A 16525-nucleotide genomic window follows, 5' to 3' on the forward strand; every position below is an offset into this window, starting at 1 on the left:
ATCAGCCGCTGCATTCGTAGACCTGACTTAAGTCGACAGCGCTGAGCTCTCGGCGAGGCGTGCGTCGACCGAACAGTTCCAGCCCGCGTCAGCAAGTTTCCAGCAGCATCCTATGTAGCTCATTGAACATATGAGCTGCCGTTCCCGTATCCACGGCGCGGCGCATCCGGGACTCTACGGCCGTATTTACCCCTGGTTCACAAACGTCCTTTAGCTTGCCCGGCATTGTTTATTTCATTGCTGTGACGACGACGGCGACGCGGGCGATTGGGGGGAACCTGTGGTGGTCAATGCGCTTGACGAACACGAACGCACGATAGGCTTCGCCGAAGTCGCGCTCAGCCAGATCAGAACGCTCCGCCATTCGGCCAATCCGCGCAATTACGAGGTCTGGTACGTCTACGCGACGGGCTACAACGCACCGCTGAACGAGATCATCAACGAGACGCTTTCGCGCAACGGCAAGCTGTCGCAGTCCGATCTCGATCAGCTCTACGACTCCTACCTCGCGCAGCTCAAGACGTCGGATCGCATCGACAAGGTCGGCGCGCGCGTCGTCGGCGAGATCGACGACCTGGTGAACATGCTCACCGATGCTCTCGGCAGGACGGCGAGCTACGATGCGAGCCTCGCGGGCGCCGATCAACGACTCGCATCGGCCACCAGCCGCGAGCAACTGGTCGACATCATCGAGGCGCTGGCCCATTCGACCAAGCAGATGCGCGAAACCAACCGGATCCTCGAAGAGCGGCTGACGCTGTCCAAGGACGAGATCAGCGGGCTGCAGCACAGCCTGGAGGTGATTCGGGCCGAGAGCCTGACCGATCCCCTCACCGGCCTCGGCAATCGCAAATATTTCGACCGGATGATCGAGACGACGGTGCAGTCGGGGCTCGCGACCGAGCAGCCGCTGTCGCTGTTGATGTTCGACATCGACCACTTCAAGTCCTTCAACGATTCCTACGGACATCTCACCGGAGACCAGGTACTGCGCCTGGTCGGGATGACCCTGAAGCACGCCATCAAGGGCCAGGATATCGCAGCGCGCTACGGCGGCGAGGAGTTCGCCGTCGTGCTGCCCAACACCTCGCTACAGCACGCGCTGACGGTGGCCGATCACATCCGCCGCGCCGTCACGGCAAAGGAGCTCAAGAAGAAATCAACGGGAGAGATTCTCGGACGTGTGACCATCTCGGTCGGCGTATCCGTGCTGCGGGCCGGCGATGACACCGACGCCCTGATCGAGCGCGCGGACGCCTGCCTCTATGCCGCCAAGCGCAACGGCCGCAACAAGGTGGTATGCGAGAACGATCCCGAATACGCGACGACGACGCGAGGTCAGGTCGCCTGACGGCAAGGTCGCCAGCGACGCATATGGAGCATCAGCGTGTTCGCGATGATGCTGCGCGCGACGTCTGCCGGCCCCGCGCCACTGTCGCGCTGCGTGTTTTGCGACCGGCGGGACGCTTGTCTGCGCTCTTGTCAACGCTCTTGGCCACCTTTCCCGTCTTGGCCGGCTTGGTCTTTTTCACTGCCGGCCTGGTTGGTCCAGGCTTCGCCCCACCCCGGGTCGGGACCAGTCCGTTGCCCCGCGCCGCCCGCTTCTTGCTGGTCCGCTTGCTCAAGGCCGCCCTCTGGGCCGCTGCGAATGCATCTCTCGCCCAGACCGCGAACTCGTCGGTGTCATCGAACAGATGTGCCGGCACCTGCCAATACGACCGCACCGTCATGGTCCGCGCGCGGGTCTCGTAGGAAAACGGCTTGGATCCGGCCTCCTCGAATCTGGCAAAGCTGGTTTCGTCAGCACGGAGATAAAGGCCGCTGCGCAGCGCAAGCGCGAAGTTGATGCCGTCGGCGGAGATGCCGAAGCCGGAGAACATCCGCCGGATCGTGACCGGACCGAAGCCGGCGAACAGATCGATCAGGAATTCGCGGTCCATCGCTCCAGCTCCCGCCAACACCCCACGTGCTCGCCTGGAGTTTTCGGTCGGGAAGGTGGCGCGTGTCAATGTCCGGAACGCGACAGCTCCGGAGCCGCACTGGCTGGAAGCGGACGATCAGACCTCGGCCGGCTTGAGCTGCACCGACTCGCCGCAGCCGCAGGCGCTGATCTGGTTCGGATTGTTGAAGACGAACTGGGCCTGCATCTTGTCAGCCTGATAGTCCATCTCGGTGCCGAGCAGAAACAGCACGGCCTTGGGATCGACCAGGATCTTGACGCCCTTGTCCTCGACGACCTCGTCGGTCGGCCGGATATCATGGGCATACTCGACCGTGTAGGACTGACCGGCGCAGCCGCCATTCTTGACGCCGACACGCAATCCGATGATCTCGGACTCGGCGCGATCGGTGAGCTCACGGATGCGCTTGGCCGCCGCATCGGTGAGCCGCATCACCTGCGGGCGGGGCCGCGGCTTGGGCTTGGCAACAGGCGCTGTCGAATTCGTCGTGCTGGTCATGGCGTCATCCCGGCGGGGTATGTGATCCGCCCTTACTATTCAAACTTCGTGCCCGCTCGTCTCACCACATGTTCAGGACGAGCCGGGCCTCGTCGCTCATCCGGTCCGGCGTCCATTGCGGCTCCCAGACGATGCTGACGTTGACGACGCCGACACCCGGGACGCTCGCGATCGCGTTCTCCACCGTGGTCGGCAGCTCGCCCGCCGCCGGACAGTTCGGCGTCGTCAGCGTCATCATCACGTCGACGCTGCGGTCGTCCTTGATGTCGACCTTGTAGATCAGGCCGAGCTCGTAGATGTCGGCCGGGATCTCCGGATCGAACACCGTCTTCAGCGCCGCGATGATCTCGCTGGAGAGCCGCTCGGTCTCCTCCGGCGGCAGCGCCGAATGCGTTTCGACGGACTGAGTTTTGACGTCGGCCGTGTCGGTCATGCAAACAATTCCCGCGCCTTGATCAATGCCTGTGCAAGCTGATCGACCTCTTCCCTCGTATTGTACATGCCAAACGAGGCCCTGCAGGTCGCCGTGACGTTGAATCTCTCCAAAAGCGGCATCACGCAGTGCGTGCCCGCACGCACCGCGACGCCCTGCCGATCGATCACGGTCGCGATGTCATGGGCATGCGCCCCCTTCATCTCGAACGAGATCACAGGGCCCTTGCCCTTGGCGGTGCCGATCAGCCGCAGCGAGTTGATCTCACGCAGCCGATCCTGGGCATAGGTGAGCAGGTCGTGCTCATGCGCGGCGATGCGCTCCTTGCCGACCGAGTTGACGTAATCGATCGCGGCGCCGAGCCCGACCGCCTCGACGATCATCGGGGTGCCAGCCTCGAACTTGTGCGGCGGATCGCCATAAGTGACCCAGTCGCGCGCAACCTCGCGGATCATCTCGCCGCCGCCATTGTAGGGGCGCATGGCAACGAGGTGGTCGTACTTGGCGTAGAGCACGCCGATGCCGGTCGGCCCGTACAGCTTGTGGCCGGTGAAGACGTAGAAGTCGCAGTCGATGTCCTGGACGTCGATGGCGAGATGCACGGCGGCCTGGCTGCCATCGACCAGCACCGGAATGCCGCGCGCATGCGCAATGCGCACGACCTCCTTCACCGGGACCAGCGTGCCGAGCATGTTCGACATCTGGGTGATAGCGACCAGCTTGGTTTTCGGCGTGAGCAGCTTCTCGAACTCGTCGATCAGGAAATTGCCGTCGTCGTCGACCGGAGCCCACTTGATCACCGCGCCCTGGCGCTCGCGCAAGAAGTGCCAGGGCACGATGTTGGAATGGTGCTCCATGATCGAGAGCACGATCTCGTCGCCCTCGCCGATGTTCGGTCCGCCCCACGACGACGCCACGAGATTGATCGCCTCGGTCGCGTTGCGGGTGAAGATGATCTCCTCGCTGCGCCGTGCATTGAGAAAGCGCGTGACCCGCTCGCGGCCGCCCTCATAGGCCTCGGTCGCGGCGTTGGCGAGATAGTGCAGGCCACGATGCACGTTGGCGTATTCGCTGGTGTAGGCCTGCGTCATGCGATCGAGCACCGCGCGCGGCTTCTGCGCCGACGCCGCGTTGTCGAGGTAGACGAGCTTCTTGCCGTAGACCTGCAGCGCCAGCGCAGGAAAATCCTCGCGGATGCGGGCGACGTCGTAGGAGCCGTTGGAGACGGCGGGATGCGTACTCATGCGCGCGCCTCCATCCAGTCCTGGGCGGCTGCAATGACGCGCTCGCGCAGAGCATCGTCCTCTATCGCTTCGATCGCCTCGCCGACGAAGGCCTGGATCAGCAGCGCCTGGGCCTGCTTCTCCGGCAGGCCGCGGGCCTGCAAATAGAACAACAGGCTGTCGTCGAGCGCGCCAGCGGTGGCGCCGTGGCCGCAGGAGACGTCGTCGGCGAAGATCTCGAGTTCCGGTTTCGAGTCGGCCTCGGCCTCGTCGGACAGCAGCAGCGCACGGGTCATCATCTTGCCGTCGGTCTTCTGCGCGTGGGGGCGGACGATGATGCGGCCCTGGAACACGGAATGAGCGCGATCGTCGAGCACCGCGCGGAAGTTTTCGCGGCTGGTGCAGCCCGGCACCGCATGGTCGACGACGAGCGTCAGGTCGCCATGCTGCTTGTCACGCAGCAGGTTGACGCCGTTGACGATCAGCTCGCTGCCTTCGCCCTTGAGAGTAATGAAGCCCTGCAGACGACTGACGGCGCCGCCTGTCGTCATGTTGAAGAGATTGAGTTTCGACCGCGCACCGACCTCGTACCTGGCTGAGGTGATGTTCACAGCATCGCTGGCATCGCGCATCAGGCGAATGGTGGACAGCGCAGCGTCATCACCGAGGGAGACGACCACGGCGTCATTGGCCTGATAGCCTGAGGCATCATCGGCGGCGATCGCGCTTTCGATCAAGGTGGCCTGCGCGCCGTTCCCCACCGAAAGATGTGAGCGACTGGCACGCGATGCTTGCGATGCTGTCGCGATGTGAATGATCTGCAGCGGATGCGAGAGCTTTGCACCGTCCGCCACGGAGATCAGGACTCCGTCGGTCGCAAGCGCCCCGTTCAACAGGACCATCGCATCGTTGACAGTCGTCTCCAGCAGCCGCTCGCTGCCGGCGCTCTGCAGCGCCTCGCGAAGCGTGCGAACCTTGACACCATCCTCGGAGGCCGAAATATCCGAGAGCTCCGCCACGAACACGCCGTCGACCAGCACCAGCTTCCGAGCACCGTCGACGGCAACAGAAGCCAGCACGGCCTTAGCCCGCGCCAGCGCCGCCGCATCCGGCGCGCCTGCCAGCGGCAGCACCTCGCGCATCAGCGCACGCAGATCGGTGTACTTCCATTCCTCGATACGACGGTGCGGCAGGCCTGTGCGCTCGAAAGCCGAGAAGGCTTCGCGCCGGATATCGGCCACCTTGCCGGTGCCGGGCAGACGGCCCCAAGCGGCAGAGAGCAAGCTGCTCGCCGCCGGACCGCTGTCGTTCTTGACCAAAGCTACGTTCATCACAGATCCATTCACGCGAGGCTCAGGCCGCGTCTTCGAACTGGGCGTAACCGGACGCCTCCAGCTCGAGCGCGAGCTCCTTGCCGCCGCTCTTCACGACGCGGCCCTTCGACATCACATGAACGACGTCGGGGACGATGTAGTTCAGCAGCCGCTGATAGTGGGTGATCACGATCATCGAGCGCTCCGGCGAGCGCAGCGCGTTGACGCCGTCGGCGGCGATGCGCAGCGCGTCGATGTCGAGGCCGGAATCCATCTCGTCGAGGATGCAGAGCGACGGCTGAAACAGGGCCATCTGCAGCACCTCGTTGCGCTTCTTCTCGCCGCCGGAAAAGCCGACATTGACGCCGCGCTTGAGCATGTCCTGCGGAATGCTGAGCGATTTCGAGATCTCGCGCACCTTCCTGAGGAAGTCCGGCGTCGAATACTCCTCCTCGCCGCGCGCCTTGCGCTGCGCATTCAGCGCGGTGCGCAGGAAGGTCATGGTGGCGACGCCGGGGATCTCGACCGGATACTGGAACGCCAGGAACACGCCCTTGGCGGCACGCTCGTCCGGCGCCATGGCAAGCAGATCCTCGCCCTTGAACAGGATCTCACCGCCGGTCACCTCATAGCCCGGCTTGCCGGCGATGACGTGGGACAGCGTCGACTTGCCGGAGCCGTTCGGCCCCATGATCGCGTGCACCTTGCCGGCGTCGATCGACAGCGTCAGGCCGTGGAGAATCTCGCGCTCCTCGACGCGGACCTGCAGGTTGTTGATTTCGAGTAGTGCCATGATCTGTTTCCGCTCAACGCTTGCCCTGGCGACACCGATTCCATCGGGTCCGAGGTCGAATGATATCGATGTCAGTACGAGCGGGCCGCGCCGCGGCCCCGCTGCAATGTGGCCTCAGCCGACCGAACCTTCGAGGCTGATCGAGATCAGCTTCTGCGCCTCGACCGCGAACTCCATCGGGAGCTGCTGCAGCACGTCCTTGACGAAGCCGTTGACGACGAGCCCGACCGCCTCCTCCTGCGAAAGACCGCGCTGGATGCAGTAGAACAGCACGTCCTCGGAGATCTTGGACGTGGTCGCCTCGTGCTCGAAGGTGGCCGAGGAATTCTTGGCCTCGATATACGGCACGGTATGCGCGCCGCATTTGTCGCCGATCAGCAGCGAATCGCAGGCCGTGAAGTTGCGCGCGCCGGTGGCTTTGCGATGCGCCGTGACGAGACCGCGATAGGTGTTCTGCGAGCGGCCTGCGGCGATGCCCTTGGAGATGATCCGGCTGGTCGTGTTCTTGCCGAGATGGATCATCTTGGTGCCGCTATCGACCTGCTGATAGCCGTTCGAGATCGCGATCGAATAGAACTCACCGCGCGAATTGTCGCCGCGCAGGATGCAGCTCGGATATTTCCAGGTGATCGCCGATCCCGTCTCGACCTGGGTCCAGGAGATCTTGGAATTGTCGCCGCGGCAGTCGCCACGCTTGGTGACGAAATTATAGATGCCGCCCTTGCCTTCCGAATTGCCCGGATACCAGTTCTGCACCGTCGAGTACTTGATCTCGGCGTCGTCATGCGCGATCAGCTCGACCACGGCGGCATGCAGCTGGTTCTCGTCGCGCTGCGGCGCCGTGCAGCCTTCGAGGTAGCTTACGTAGGCGCCCTTGTCGGCGATGATCAGCGTGCGCTCGAACTGGCCGGTGTTGCGCTCGTTGATGCGGAAGTAGGTCGACAGCTCCATCGGGCAGCGCACGCCCGGCGGCACGTAGACGAACGAGCCGTCGGAGAACACCGCCGAATTCAAGGTCGCGTAGAAATTGTCGGACGTCGGCACCACGCTGCCGAGATATTTCTGTACGAGCTCGGGATGCTCGCGGATCGCCTCCGAGATCGGCATGAAGATCACGCCGGCCTTCCTCAGCTCCTCCTTGAACGTCGTCGCCACCGACACCGAATCGAACACGGCGTCGACCGCGATCTTGCGCGTCTCGGGGCTGCCGGCGCCGGGCACCGGCTCGACGCCTTCGAGGATCGCGACCTCGCGCAAGGGAATGCCGAGCTTCTCATAGGTCTTCAGGATCTCCGGATCGATCTCGTCGATCGAGGAGAGCTGCTTCTTCGGCTTCGGCGCCGAGTAGTAGTAGAGATCCTGGAAATCGATCTTCGGATAGTCGACGCGCGCCCAGGTCGGCTCGGTCATGGTCAGCCACCGGCGATAGGCCTCAAGGCGCCATTCGAGCATCCAGGCGGGCTCGTTCTTCTTGCCCGAGATGAAGCGGACGGTGTCTTCGGAAAGCCCCTTCGGAGCCTTCTCGGATTCGATGACGGTCTCGAACCCATAGCGATATTGGTCGACGTCGATCCGCCTGACGCGGTCGACCGTCTCTTGTACGGCTGGCATTCAATCCTCCGCTCGCGGTTTCAAGGACCGCGGTGGACACGTTCTGGAACCGTCTTACGACGTTTCCTCGACGAAATCACGCCCTTAGAATCACTCAAGCACGGTTTCGTCGCCACCTTTAAGTAGGGTCAATGACAGCTTTCGCCAAGCCTGCAGGCCGCGATCGACGTCCGCCTCCGTCGTGGACCAGCCCAGACTGAGGCGCACCGCTCCCTGGGCTGCTGCGGAACTGGCGCCCATCGCTTCCAGGACATGGGAGGGCTGGACCTTGCCGGACGAGCAGGCCGAGCCGGAAGACACCGCGATTCCTTCGAGATCGAACCCGATCACGGCTGTCTCGGCCTTCAGCCCCGGCGCCGTGAACAGCGTCGTGTTCGGAAGCCGCGCCGCTTCGGAGGAAAATACCGTCACGCCAGCGGTTTGACGAAGGCCCGTTTCCAGCCGGTCGCGCAGCGCCGTGATCCGGGGCAGGTCGACCTCGAGCTCAGCCAGGGCAGCACCGGCCGCGGCGCCAAATCCGGCAATTCCTGCCACGTTTTCGGTTCCAGCCCGGCGACCGCGCTCCTGGCCGCCACCGCGGAGAACCGGAATCGGCTCCTCCACACCAGCGCCCAGAACCAGCGCGCCGACGCCCTTGGGTCCGCCGATCTTGTGCGCAGAGATGGTTACAAGGTCTGCGCCCATCTCTTTGATATCGAAGGGTATTTTTCCAAATGCCTGGACCGCATCGACCTGCAGCAGGCCGCCCGCCTGGTGCACGATCTCAGCAACTTTCGAAGCCGGTTGAAGCACCCCGGTCTCGTTGTTGGCGGCCATGACGGATACCAGCGCCGGCGGCCCTCCGGCCAGCAGGGCTTCCAGGCGGCCGAGATCGACCACGCCGGAGGAGTCGACCGGGATCGTCTGCACCGCTGATGGCGCGAACCGGCCGCCGGCCAGCACCGAGGCATGCTCGACCGCCGACACCAGCAGCCGCTCGACCGGGCCGGCCGGCGCGCGCAGGCCGGGGCTCAAGGCGAGCACATTGGCCTCGGTTCCGCCGGAGGTGAACACCACGCGGCGCGCGACGGTGCCGAGCCCCCGGGCGATCACCTCGCGGGCCTCCTCGGTCAGCCGCCGCGCCTTGCGGCCTTCGGCGTGAACCGACGAGGGATTGCCGACCAGATCCATGGCGGCGAGAATCGCCGCGCGCGCTTGCGGTCGCAGCGGGGTCGTCGCATTCCAGTCGAGATAGATCCTGTCGGCCATGGCTCGTTCTTATCAACTCGGGCCACGAACGACCATCGCTCGCCCGCGCCATGATGATGCGCGACGGCCAGCGTGATATTGTCGGGCGCGAGATTGAGATAGCGGGTCCGTTGCCATGAACAAGCTTGTCGGCTCGATGCTGCGTCCGAATGATCGGACCTTCTACGCGATCATGGCCGGGCTCTCGCTCGGCATCGGCGTCGTCAACGCCCTTTCCGCCGCCCACGATGCCGTCAGGCTGGGCGCGGCCTATGATCTGGAAAAACAGTTGCTGTGGGAGATGACGAGCATTGTCGTCCTCATCCTGCTGGCGCCGCTGCTGGTCGCTACGGTTCGTTCCATCCGGCTGGGTCCGGCTACCATGGCACGTCACATCGCGCTCGCAATTGCCGCCGTGGTCGCCTTCTCTGCGCTTCACATGATTGGCATGGTGACGCTCCGCAAGCTGCTGATGTGGACCGCGGGCGGCGCCTACGACTTCCAGCTCTCGCTGGCCACCATCGTGTACGAGTTCCGCAAGGACGTCATGACGGCGCTCCTCATCGGTGCCACGCTCTGGCTGTACGACGGCTATCGCGCGAGCGCTGTCCGAGAGCCGACACGGCGATCCGAGCCGCCTGCCCCTGCCACGCTCTGGCTGCGCGACGGCGCGAGCCGCATCCGCATCTCGCCGGCCGACATCCTATGGGTCGCCGCGGCCGGCAACTACGTCGAATATGCCATGGCCGACGGCAGGCGACATCTGATCCGCGGCACCTTGTCGGCCGCCGAGGTCGAGCTCGCTCGCTTCGCGCTCGTCCGCATCCACCGCGGCCGGCTGGTCAACATGGCCCGGGTCGCCGCGCTTTCGGTCCTGCCAACGGGCGATTTCGGCCTGACCTTCGACAACGGACAATCCGCGCAGGGCAGCCGCCGCTATCGCAGCGCCGTTGCGCAGCTGGAGCAGACGGCGTCGCTGCGCTGAACGGCCGGGCCGCAGACGAAAACGCCAGTATTTTCATCGAATTGCAGGCGCATTCGGATCACGTTCCGCGACCGCTTCGCCCCGCCGCTGTATCGGCGGCCCGGTCTGCATCCCTGCCGCAGCCGCCTTGCCGGGCGTTGAAAATCCTTGCTTTTTGCCCCGCGCTCCATGCTAGAAGGCCAACTTCCAGTCACGCCAGCGCTGCTCCGTCCAAGCGAACGGATGGCGCTCGATCACCACTTTTCCTGCTGAACTCGTCGGCGAGGCGCCAGATGAAGCATGGACGAAGTCGGTCGACGCTCTGCCAAGGATTCTCTGATGCCTGAAGTCATCTTCAACGGTCCGGCCGGCCGCCTCGAAGGCCGTTACCATCCGGCGAAGCAGAAGAACGCGCCGATCGCGATGATCCTGCATCCGCATCCGCAGTTCCACGGCACGATGAACCATCAGATCGTGTACCAGTGCTACTATGCCTTCGCGCATCGCGGCTTTTCGGTGCTGCGCTTCAATTTCCGCGGCGTCGGCCGCAGCCAGGGTTCGTTCGATCACGGCACCGGCGAGCTGTCCGATGCGGCCTCCGCGCTCGATTGGGCGCAGACCATCAACCCCGAAGCTCGCGCCTGCTGGGTCGCCGGCTTCTCGTTCGGCGCCTGGATCGGCATGCAGCTCCTGATGCGCCGCCCGGAGGTCGAGGGCTTCATCTCGATCGCGCCGCCCGCCAACCTCTACGACTTCTCGTTCCTGGCGCCCTGCCCGTCCTCGGGCCTGATCGTGCACGGCGAGCGCGATGCGGTGGTGCCGCCCAAGGACGTCAACACGCTGGTCGAGAAGCTGAAGACGCAGAAGGGCATCGTGATTGACCAGCAAGTCATCCCCGGCGCCAACCACTTCTTCGACGGCAAGCTCGAGCCGCTGATGGAAACCATCACCGCCTATCTCGACATGCGCCTCGCCAATGTGAGGTGAGGTTGCGTCATCACCCGCGAAAGAAAGCGGGTGATCCAGTACGCCGCGGCTTCTCGGCTGATCATCAGCGTCTCGGAATACTGGATCGCCCGGTCAAGCCGGGCGATGGCACTGTGAGTGGCGTGAGCGCTCGGTACGACAACAACCTCCCTACGCCGCCTGCTTCAACAAATACGCATCGTGCCGCGCGAGGAACGCGCGCAGCAGCTGCGGATAGTCGGCGCTGACCGCCGTCCTCACGCTCGGCCGCTGCGCGAGCCGATCGCGCCACGCCCGAACCTTCGGCGTGGACGCAAAGATGCCGAGATCGCCGTAGCCATCGAACACATCGAAGTAGCGGAAGATCGGCGCGAACACGGCGTCGACCAGGCTGAAGCGGACGCCATCGAAATACGGCCCCTCGCCCAACGCAGCCTCAACGCGGACGAACTTCGCCGTCAGCGCCTCGCGCTTGGCCGCGAACACCCCGGCATCCTGCGTCGTCTCCAGGCCCCAGAGATCGCCGAGGATCGCTGAACCGAACTCCATCCAGGCGCGATGCTGCGCACGCGCGAGCGCGCCCTCGGGATGCAGCCGCGCGCCGGCTTGCGTGTCCTCGATGTACTCGCAGATCACGTTGCTCTCGAACAGCGCCACCTCGCCTTGCGCCGTCGGCACGACCAGCACCGGCACCTTGCCGAGCGGCGATATCTTCAGGAACCAGTCGGGCTTGTTGGCGAGATCGATGTCGATCCGCTCGAATGCGACGCCCTTCTCGGTGAGCGCGATGACGGCGCGTTGCACATAGGGGCAGAGCTTGTGGCTGATCAGCTTCAGGGCAGGCGCCATGACATCCTCGGCAGTTTGATGCAGATGCATCAAACTAGATGCACGCGCATGGAACTGTCAAGGTTCATGCAGATGCATAGATCATGGTCGCGCGATCACTCCGCCGGTCATCGGAAACGGCACGCCGGTGGTGGTGGGATAGCTCAGCGGCAGGCCCTTCATGCCGCGGACCGCCAGGAAGCCGAACGCCTGGGCCTCGATGGCGTCCGCCGACCAGCCCAGCGCATCGGCCGATTCGACGCTCGCCGGCGCGACACGCTCCCGTAGCATCCGCATCATGGTATGGTTGCGGGCGCCGCCGCCGCAGACGATCCAGCTCGCCGGCGGCTTCGGCAGCAGCGGGACGATGCGGGCAATCGCTGCGGCCGTGAACGCCGTCAGGGTCGCGGCCCCGTCCGCCGGCTTCACATCGCCCAGCTTCAGCGCGGCAAAATCATTGCGGTCGAGAGATTTCGGCGGCGGCAGCGCGAAGAAGGGCATTTCCAGCGCGCTGGTGATCCAGGCCTCGTCCGGGTTGCCCTGCTCCGCCACGCGGCCATCCTGATCGAATGCCTGTCCCGTGGTCCGGTGCATGAAGTCGTCGAGCAGCGCATTACCGGGACCGGTGTCGCAGGCGATCAGCACGTCGTCGCCGTCGATATAGGTGATGTTGGAGACGCCGCCGATATTGACCACGGCGATCGGCCCCGCGCGCGACAGCGACTGCGCCAGGGCGCGGTGATAGACGGGTACGAACGGCGCGCCCTGCCCGCCGAAATCGACGTCGGCGGCGCGGAAATCGTGCATCACCGGGATGTGGACGGACTTGGCAAGCACGGCCGCGTCGCCGATCTGCACGGTCAGGCGGCGCTCGGGGCGGTGCAGCACAGTCTGGCCGTGGAAGCCGATGATATCGATGTCCTCGGGCTTGAGCCGGTGCTGCGCCAGGAACGCGGCGACCGCCTCGGCATGCGCCACCGTCACGACGCGCTCGGCGTCGCGCACCCGTCCGGGGCGCGCATCGCGCCGCTCGATCTGCACCGCATCGGCGAGCGCCTCGCGCAGCAGGCTGCGCTCCGCGGCGCTATAGGCCCGGTAGCCCGAGGGACCGAGGCTCTTGACCTGCCGCCCATCGGTCTCGATCAGGGCCACGTCCACCCCGTCGAGCGAGGTGCCACTCATGAGGCCAAGTGCGGTCAGAATCATTGCAGTCGAACCTGAAAACCCTGCCCTGCTTGCCAAGTACGGCCGATTTGAGGTCCCGCCCAGGCCGTGCACATGCTTGTACAAGCCCGGCGCATCTTATAATGCCACAACGCCCGTATCCGTGGCATGTGCCTCCCGCACGTCCCCGCGACAAGCGGTCAATACCGTAAACAAATGCTCAGAGTCGCCGACAATGACTGGCTTCAAGTCTGATTTCCTGAACGTGCTGCAGAGCCGCGGGTTCATTCATCAGTGCTCGGATTTCGAGGGGCTGGATGCCCTCGCCGCCAAGGGCCAGGCGACCGCCTATGTCGGCTACGACTGCACCGCACGCTCGCTGCACATCGGCAACTTCCTGACCATGATGATGCTGTATTGGCTGCAGCAGACCGGGAACAAGCCGATCACCCTGATGGGCGGCGGCACGACGATGGTCGGCGATCCCTCCGGCAAGGACGAGACCCGCGCGATGCGCACGGTCGAGGAGATCGAGGCCAACAAGGCGTCGATCCGCGGCGTGTTCGCCAAGGTGCTGCGCTACGGCAATGGCGCCACCGACGCCATCATGCTCGACAATGCCGAATGGCTGACGAAGCTGAACTGGATCGAGATGCTGCGCGACATCGGCCGGCATTTCTCGGTCAACCGCATGCTGACCATGGACTCGGTCAAGCTGCGGCTTGAGCGCGAGCAGGAGATGAGCTTCATCGAGTTCAACTACATGGTCTGCCAGGCCTACGACTTCGTCGAGCTGGCGCGGCGCACCGGCTGCCGGCTGCAGATGGGCGGCTCCGACCAGTGGGGCAACATCGTCAACGGCGTCGAGCTCGGACGCCGCATGGGCACCGAGCAGCTCTTCGCGCTGACCACGCCGCTCTTGACCACCGCATCCGGCGCCAAGATGGGCAAGACCGCGCAGGGCGCGATCTGGCTCAATGCCGACCAGTGCAGCCCGTATGATTTCTGGCAGTACTGGCGCAACACCGAGGACGCCGACGTCGTCAAGTTCCTCAAGCTGTTCACCACGCTGCCGCTGTCCGAGATCGAGAAGCTCGGTGCACTGCAGGGTGCCGAGATCAACGAGGCCAAGAAGGCACTGGCCGATGCGGCCACCACCTTGCTGCATGGCGAAGAGGCGGCACGCACCGCTGCCGAGACCGCCCGCCGCACCTTCGAGGAAGGCGCCATCGCCGAGAACCTGCCGACGGTCGAGGTGCCGCAGGCCGAGCTCGACGCTGGCCTTGGCGTGCTCAACGCCTTCGTCAAGGCCGGCCTCGTCGGCTCCAACGGCGAGGCGCGGCGGCAGATCAAGGGCGGTGGCCTGCGCGTCAACGACATTGCGGTCACCGACGAGAAGATGGCGCTGACGCCGGCTGCACTGACCAGCGAGGGCGTGATCAAGCTGTCGCTGGGCAAGAAGCGCCACGTGCTGGTCAGGCCTGCATAGCCGCATTCGCTTTTGCCTGCTTGTCAGGGAAGGCCGAAAGGCGCTCCCTCAGGGCATGACGATCAGCGCGCCGCGAGAGCCTGCGCAAGCCGAGGAAACTCCGACAGCTCCACCACGCGTGCGCATGGCGTTCGTGGTGCTGGGTCTCTGCTTTGCGCTATCGGTGATTGGCCGCGGGCTGGGAGAAAGCTTCACCGTCTTTCTCAAGCCGATCTCCGACAGCTTCGGCTGGGACCGTTCCGAAGTCGTCTCGATCTATTCACTGACGGCGCTCGCCGGCGGCCTCGCCGCACCGCTGATCGGGCGGCTGTTCGATTACTCCGGACCACGCGCCGTGTATGCGCTCGGCCTCCTGCTGCTTGGTTCCGCCTTCACGGCCGCGGCGCACGCGCAGGCGCTGTGGCAGTTCCAGATCAGCATCGGCCTGTGCGTCGGCATCGGCATCGCGCTGATCGGCAACGTCCCCAACTCGATCCTGCTGGGCCGCTGGTTCGGCAAGAAGCTGCCGACCGCGATGGCGGTGATCTATTCCGCCACCGGCGCCGGCGTGCTGATCCTGCTGCCGGGCTCGCAACTGCTGATCGACGCGACCGGGTGGCGCAGCACATATCAGGCGTTCGGCGCCGCCGCCTTCATCCTGCTGGTGCCGCTGGCGCTGCTGCCCTGGCGGCTGTTTGCCGCCGGCGCGCCCCACATCACCAGGCCTGTCGCCGACGAGCTCGCCGGCGATGCCTGGACCTTGTCGCGGGCGCTGCGCCATCACGCCTTCTGGGCGTTGTTCTCGACCTTCTTCTTCACCGCCGTTGGCATGTATGCGATCGCGCCGCAGGTCGTCGCCTATCTGATCGATGCCGGCTTTGCGCCGCTGCAGGCCGCCACCGCCTGGGGCTTCTCGGGCGTGGTGCTGCTGTTCGGCATGCTCGGCGTCTCGGCCCTCGACGGGCTGATCGGCCGGCGGCCGTCGGTGCTGTTCTCCTACGCCGTATCGATCGCAGGAATCCTGATGCTGTGGGCGCTGCAATTCTCGCCGAACATCTTCCTGCTCACCGGCTTCGTCGTCTGCTTTGGCAGCATGATCGGCTCGCGCGGGCCGCTGTTGTCGGCGACCGCGATGAAGATCTTCCGCGGCAGGCGGCTTGGCACCATCTACGGCACGATCACGATCGGCAGCGGGCTCGGATCGGCACTAGGATCATGGAGCGGCGGCGTCATCCACGATCTCACCCACGGCTATGATGCCGTCATTCTGCTCGCGCTCGTGAGCGTCGTCATCGGCATGATCCCGTTCCTGGTCGTTCCGGCCCTTCGCACGTAATTGGCCCGCGGTCCAAGCACGATGTGCTTGCGCGCTCCGACAGCCGCCCGTCCACATAGTGGACGGCGCACAACAACCACGCGTTCATGATTAGTAGGCTGCTTGATGATAGTTGTTTCGGCAAGGACGCGCCGTCGAAAGCGCGCGCCATACCGACGGGATCGTCCGCGCCCTGGCCGATGGCGCCAAGCAGATCGAGCACGTCGCCGAGCTGATCTCGAGCATCGCGGGCCAGACCAACCTGCTGGCGCTCAACGCCACGATCGAGGCCGCGCGCGCCGGCGAAGCCGGGCGCGGCTTTGCCGTGGTCGCGGCGGAGGTGAAGAGCCTGGCAAGCCAGACCGGCACAGGCCACGCAGGAGATCGGCGACCGCATCGCCCGGATCCAGAACGCGACGCGGGAAGCGGTCGGCGCGCTCGACGGCATCACCCTGACCATCGAGGAGGTGTCCGCGATCGCGGCCACGATCGGATCGGCGATCGAGGAACAGGGACCGGCCACCGCGGAGATCGCGCGCAACGTCACCCAGACCGCGCAGGCCACCCGCGAGGTCACCGCCAACATCGGCGGCGTCTCGACGGCGGCCAATGAGACCTGGAGCGCCGCCGGCCACCTGCTGATCGCGGCCGGCAACCTCTCCAAGCAGGCCGAGCAGCTCTCCCGCGAGGTCGACACCTTCCTTGCTGGCGTCAGAGCCGCCTGAACCGCATCGATCGGGTCTGTTGACGTCGCCGAACGC

General features: G+C 65.0%; 15 protein-coding genes and 1 pseudogene. 6 read left to right on the forward strand and 10 right to left on the reverse strand.

Annotated features, from left to right (window positions below; all coding sequences use genetic code 11):
- Positions 1-283 precede the first annotated feature (283 nt).
- A complete protein-coding gene (locus ACQR13_RS14620) occupies positions 284-1351 on the forward strand; it encodes a GGDEF domain-containing protein (protein ID WP_315751668.1) in 1068 nt (355 codons plus the stop codon).
- A 31-nt stretch (positions 1352-1382) separates the two neighbouring features.
- Here the strand turns inward: ACQR13_RS14620 and ACQR13_RS14625 are convergent, their stop codons facing one another.
- The 8 genes from ACQR13_RS14625 to ACQR13_RS14660 all read right to left on the reverse strand — a co-directional run bounded on the left by ACQR13_RS14625 (position 1383) and on the right by ACQR13_RS14660 (position 9080).
- Positions 1383-1940 (reverse strand): TfoX/Sxy family protein, encoded by a 558-nt coding sequence (locus ACQR13_RS14625; protein ID WP_316202041.1) that lies wholly within the window; start codon positions 1938-1940, stop codon positions 1383-1385.
- Positions 1941-2057: 117 nt separating this feature from the next.
- Positions 2058-2459 carry a HesB/IscA family protein gene (locus tag ACQR13_RS14630; RefSeq protein ID WP_315712149.1) on the reverse strand — a complete coding sequence of 134 codons (402 nt, stop codon included), beginning with the start codon at positions 2457-2459 and terminating at the stop codon, positions 2058-2060.
- 61 nt (positions 2460-2520) lie between these two features.
- The gene (locus tag ACQR13_RS14635; protein WP_316203582.1) at positions 2521-2892 is read right to left on the reverse strand and encodes an SUF system Fe-S cluster assembly protein; all 372 of its coding nucleotides are present in this window, start codon (positions 2890-2892) and stop codon (positions 2521-2523) included.
- Entirely contained in the window at positions 2889-4136 is a 1248-nt protein-coding gene (locus ACQR13_RS14640; RefSeq protein WP_315712152.1) for a cysteine desulfurase, read from the reverse strand. Before ACQR13_RS14640 ends, ACQR13_RS14635 begins: the two co-directional genes overlap by 4 nt.
- Positions 4133-5446, reverse strand: coding sequence for a Fe-S cluster assembly protein SufD (sufD, locus tag ACQR13_RS14645; RefSeq protein ID WP_315751670.1), 1314 nt, complete (start codon positions 5444-5446; stop codon positions 4133-4135). Before sufD ends, ACQR13_RS14640 begins: the two co-directional genes overlap by 4 nt.
- A 22-nt stretch (positions 5447-5468) precedes the next feature.
- Positions 5469-6221 carry a Fe-S cluster assembly ATPase SufC gene (gene sufC, locus ACQR13_RS14650; protein WP_315712154.1) on the reverse strand — a complete coding sequence of 251 codons (753 nt, stop codon included), beginning with the start codon at positions 6219-6221 and terminating at the stop codon, positions 5469-5471.
- A 114-nt stretch (positions 6222-6335) separates the two neighbouring features.
- Positions 6336-7832: a Fe-S cluster assembly protein SufB gene (gene sufB / locus ACQR13_RS14655; protein ID WP_315712155.1), complete on the reverse strand. Its 1497-nt coding sequence runs from the start codon at positions 7830-7832 to the stop codon at positions 6336-6338.
- 90 nt (positions 7833-7922) lie between these two features.
- Entirely contained in the window at positions 7923-9080 is a 1158-nt protein-coding gene (locus ACQR13_RS14660; RefSeq protein WP_316192601.1) for a cysteine desulfurase family protein, read from the reverse strand.
- Positions 9081-9195: 115 nt separating this feature from the next.
- Between ACQR13_RS14660 and ACQR13_RS14665 the strand changes: the two genes are divergently transcribed.
- Both ACQR13_RS14665 and ACQR13_RS14670 read left to right on the forward strand, forming a co-directional pair.
- Entirely contained in the window at positions 9196-10044 is an 849-nt protein-coding gene (locus ACQR13_RS14665; protein ID WP_434862930.1) for a LytTR family DNA-binding domain-containing protein, read from the forward strand.
- A gap of 318 nt (positions 10045-10362) precedes the next feature.
- On the forward strand, positions 10363-11010 hold the full coding sequence (locus tag ACQR13_RS14670; RefSeq protein WP_008971476.1) for an alpha/beta hydrolase: 648 nt from the start codon (positions 10363-10365) through the stop codon (positions 11008-11010).
- 150 nt (positions 11011-11160) lie between these two features.
- On the opposite strand, the gene ACQR13_RS14675 is transcribed toward ACQR13_RS14670, so the two are convergent.
- Positions 11161-11838 (reverse strand): glutathione S-transferase family protein, encoded by a 678-nt coding sequence (locus ACQR13_RS14675; RefSeq protein WP_315751674.1) that lies wholly within the window; start codon positions 11836-11838, stop codon positions 11161-11163.
- 81 nt (positions 11839-11919) lie between these two features.
- Positions 11920-13023, reverse strand: a complete 1104-nt coding sequence (locus ACQR13_RS14680; protein ID WP_315751675.1) for an anhydro-N-acetylmuramic acid kinase — start codon at positions 13021-13023, stop codon at positions 11920-11922.
- A 193-nt stretch (positions 13024-13216) separates the two neighbouring features.
- Between ACQR13_RS14680 and tyrS the strand changes: the two genes are divergently transcribed.
- The 3 genes and pseudogenes from tyrS to ACQR13_RS14695 form a co-directional block, all read left to right on the forward strand.
- Positions 13217-14470 carry a tyrosine--tRNA ligase gene (tyrS, locus tag ACQR13_RS14685; RefSeq protein WP_315712161.1) on the forward strand — a complete coding sequence of 418 codons (1254 nt, stop codon included), beginning with the start codon at positions 13217-13219 and terminating at the stop codon, positions 14468-14470.
- Between the two features lie 55 nt (positions 14471-14525).
- Positions 14526-15785 carry an MFS transporter gene (locus tag ACQR13_RS14690; RefSeq protein ID WP_434842991.1) on the forward strand — a complete coding sequence of 420 codons (1260 nt, stop codon included), beginning with the start codon at positions 14526-14528 and terminating at the stop codon, positions 15783-15785.
- A 124-nt stretch (positions 15786-15909) separates the two neighbouring features.
- A pseudogene (locus ACQR13_RS14695) lies at positions 15910-16489 on the forward strand (methyl-accepting chemotaxis protein); the annotation flags it as partial.
- Between the last annotated feature and the right edge of the window lie 36 nt (positions 16490-16525).

It is taken from the genome of Bradyrhizobium sp. HKCCYLRH3059 (genome assembly GCF_051168035.1).
Taxonomy (GTDB): Bacteria; Pseudomonadota; Alphaproteobacteria; order Rhizobiales; family Xanthobacteraceae; genus Bradyrhizobium.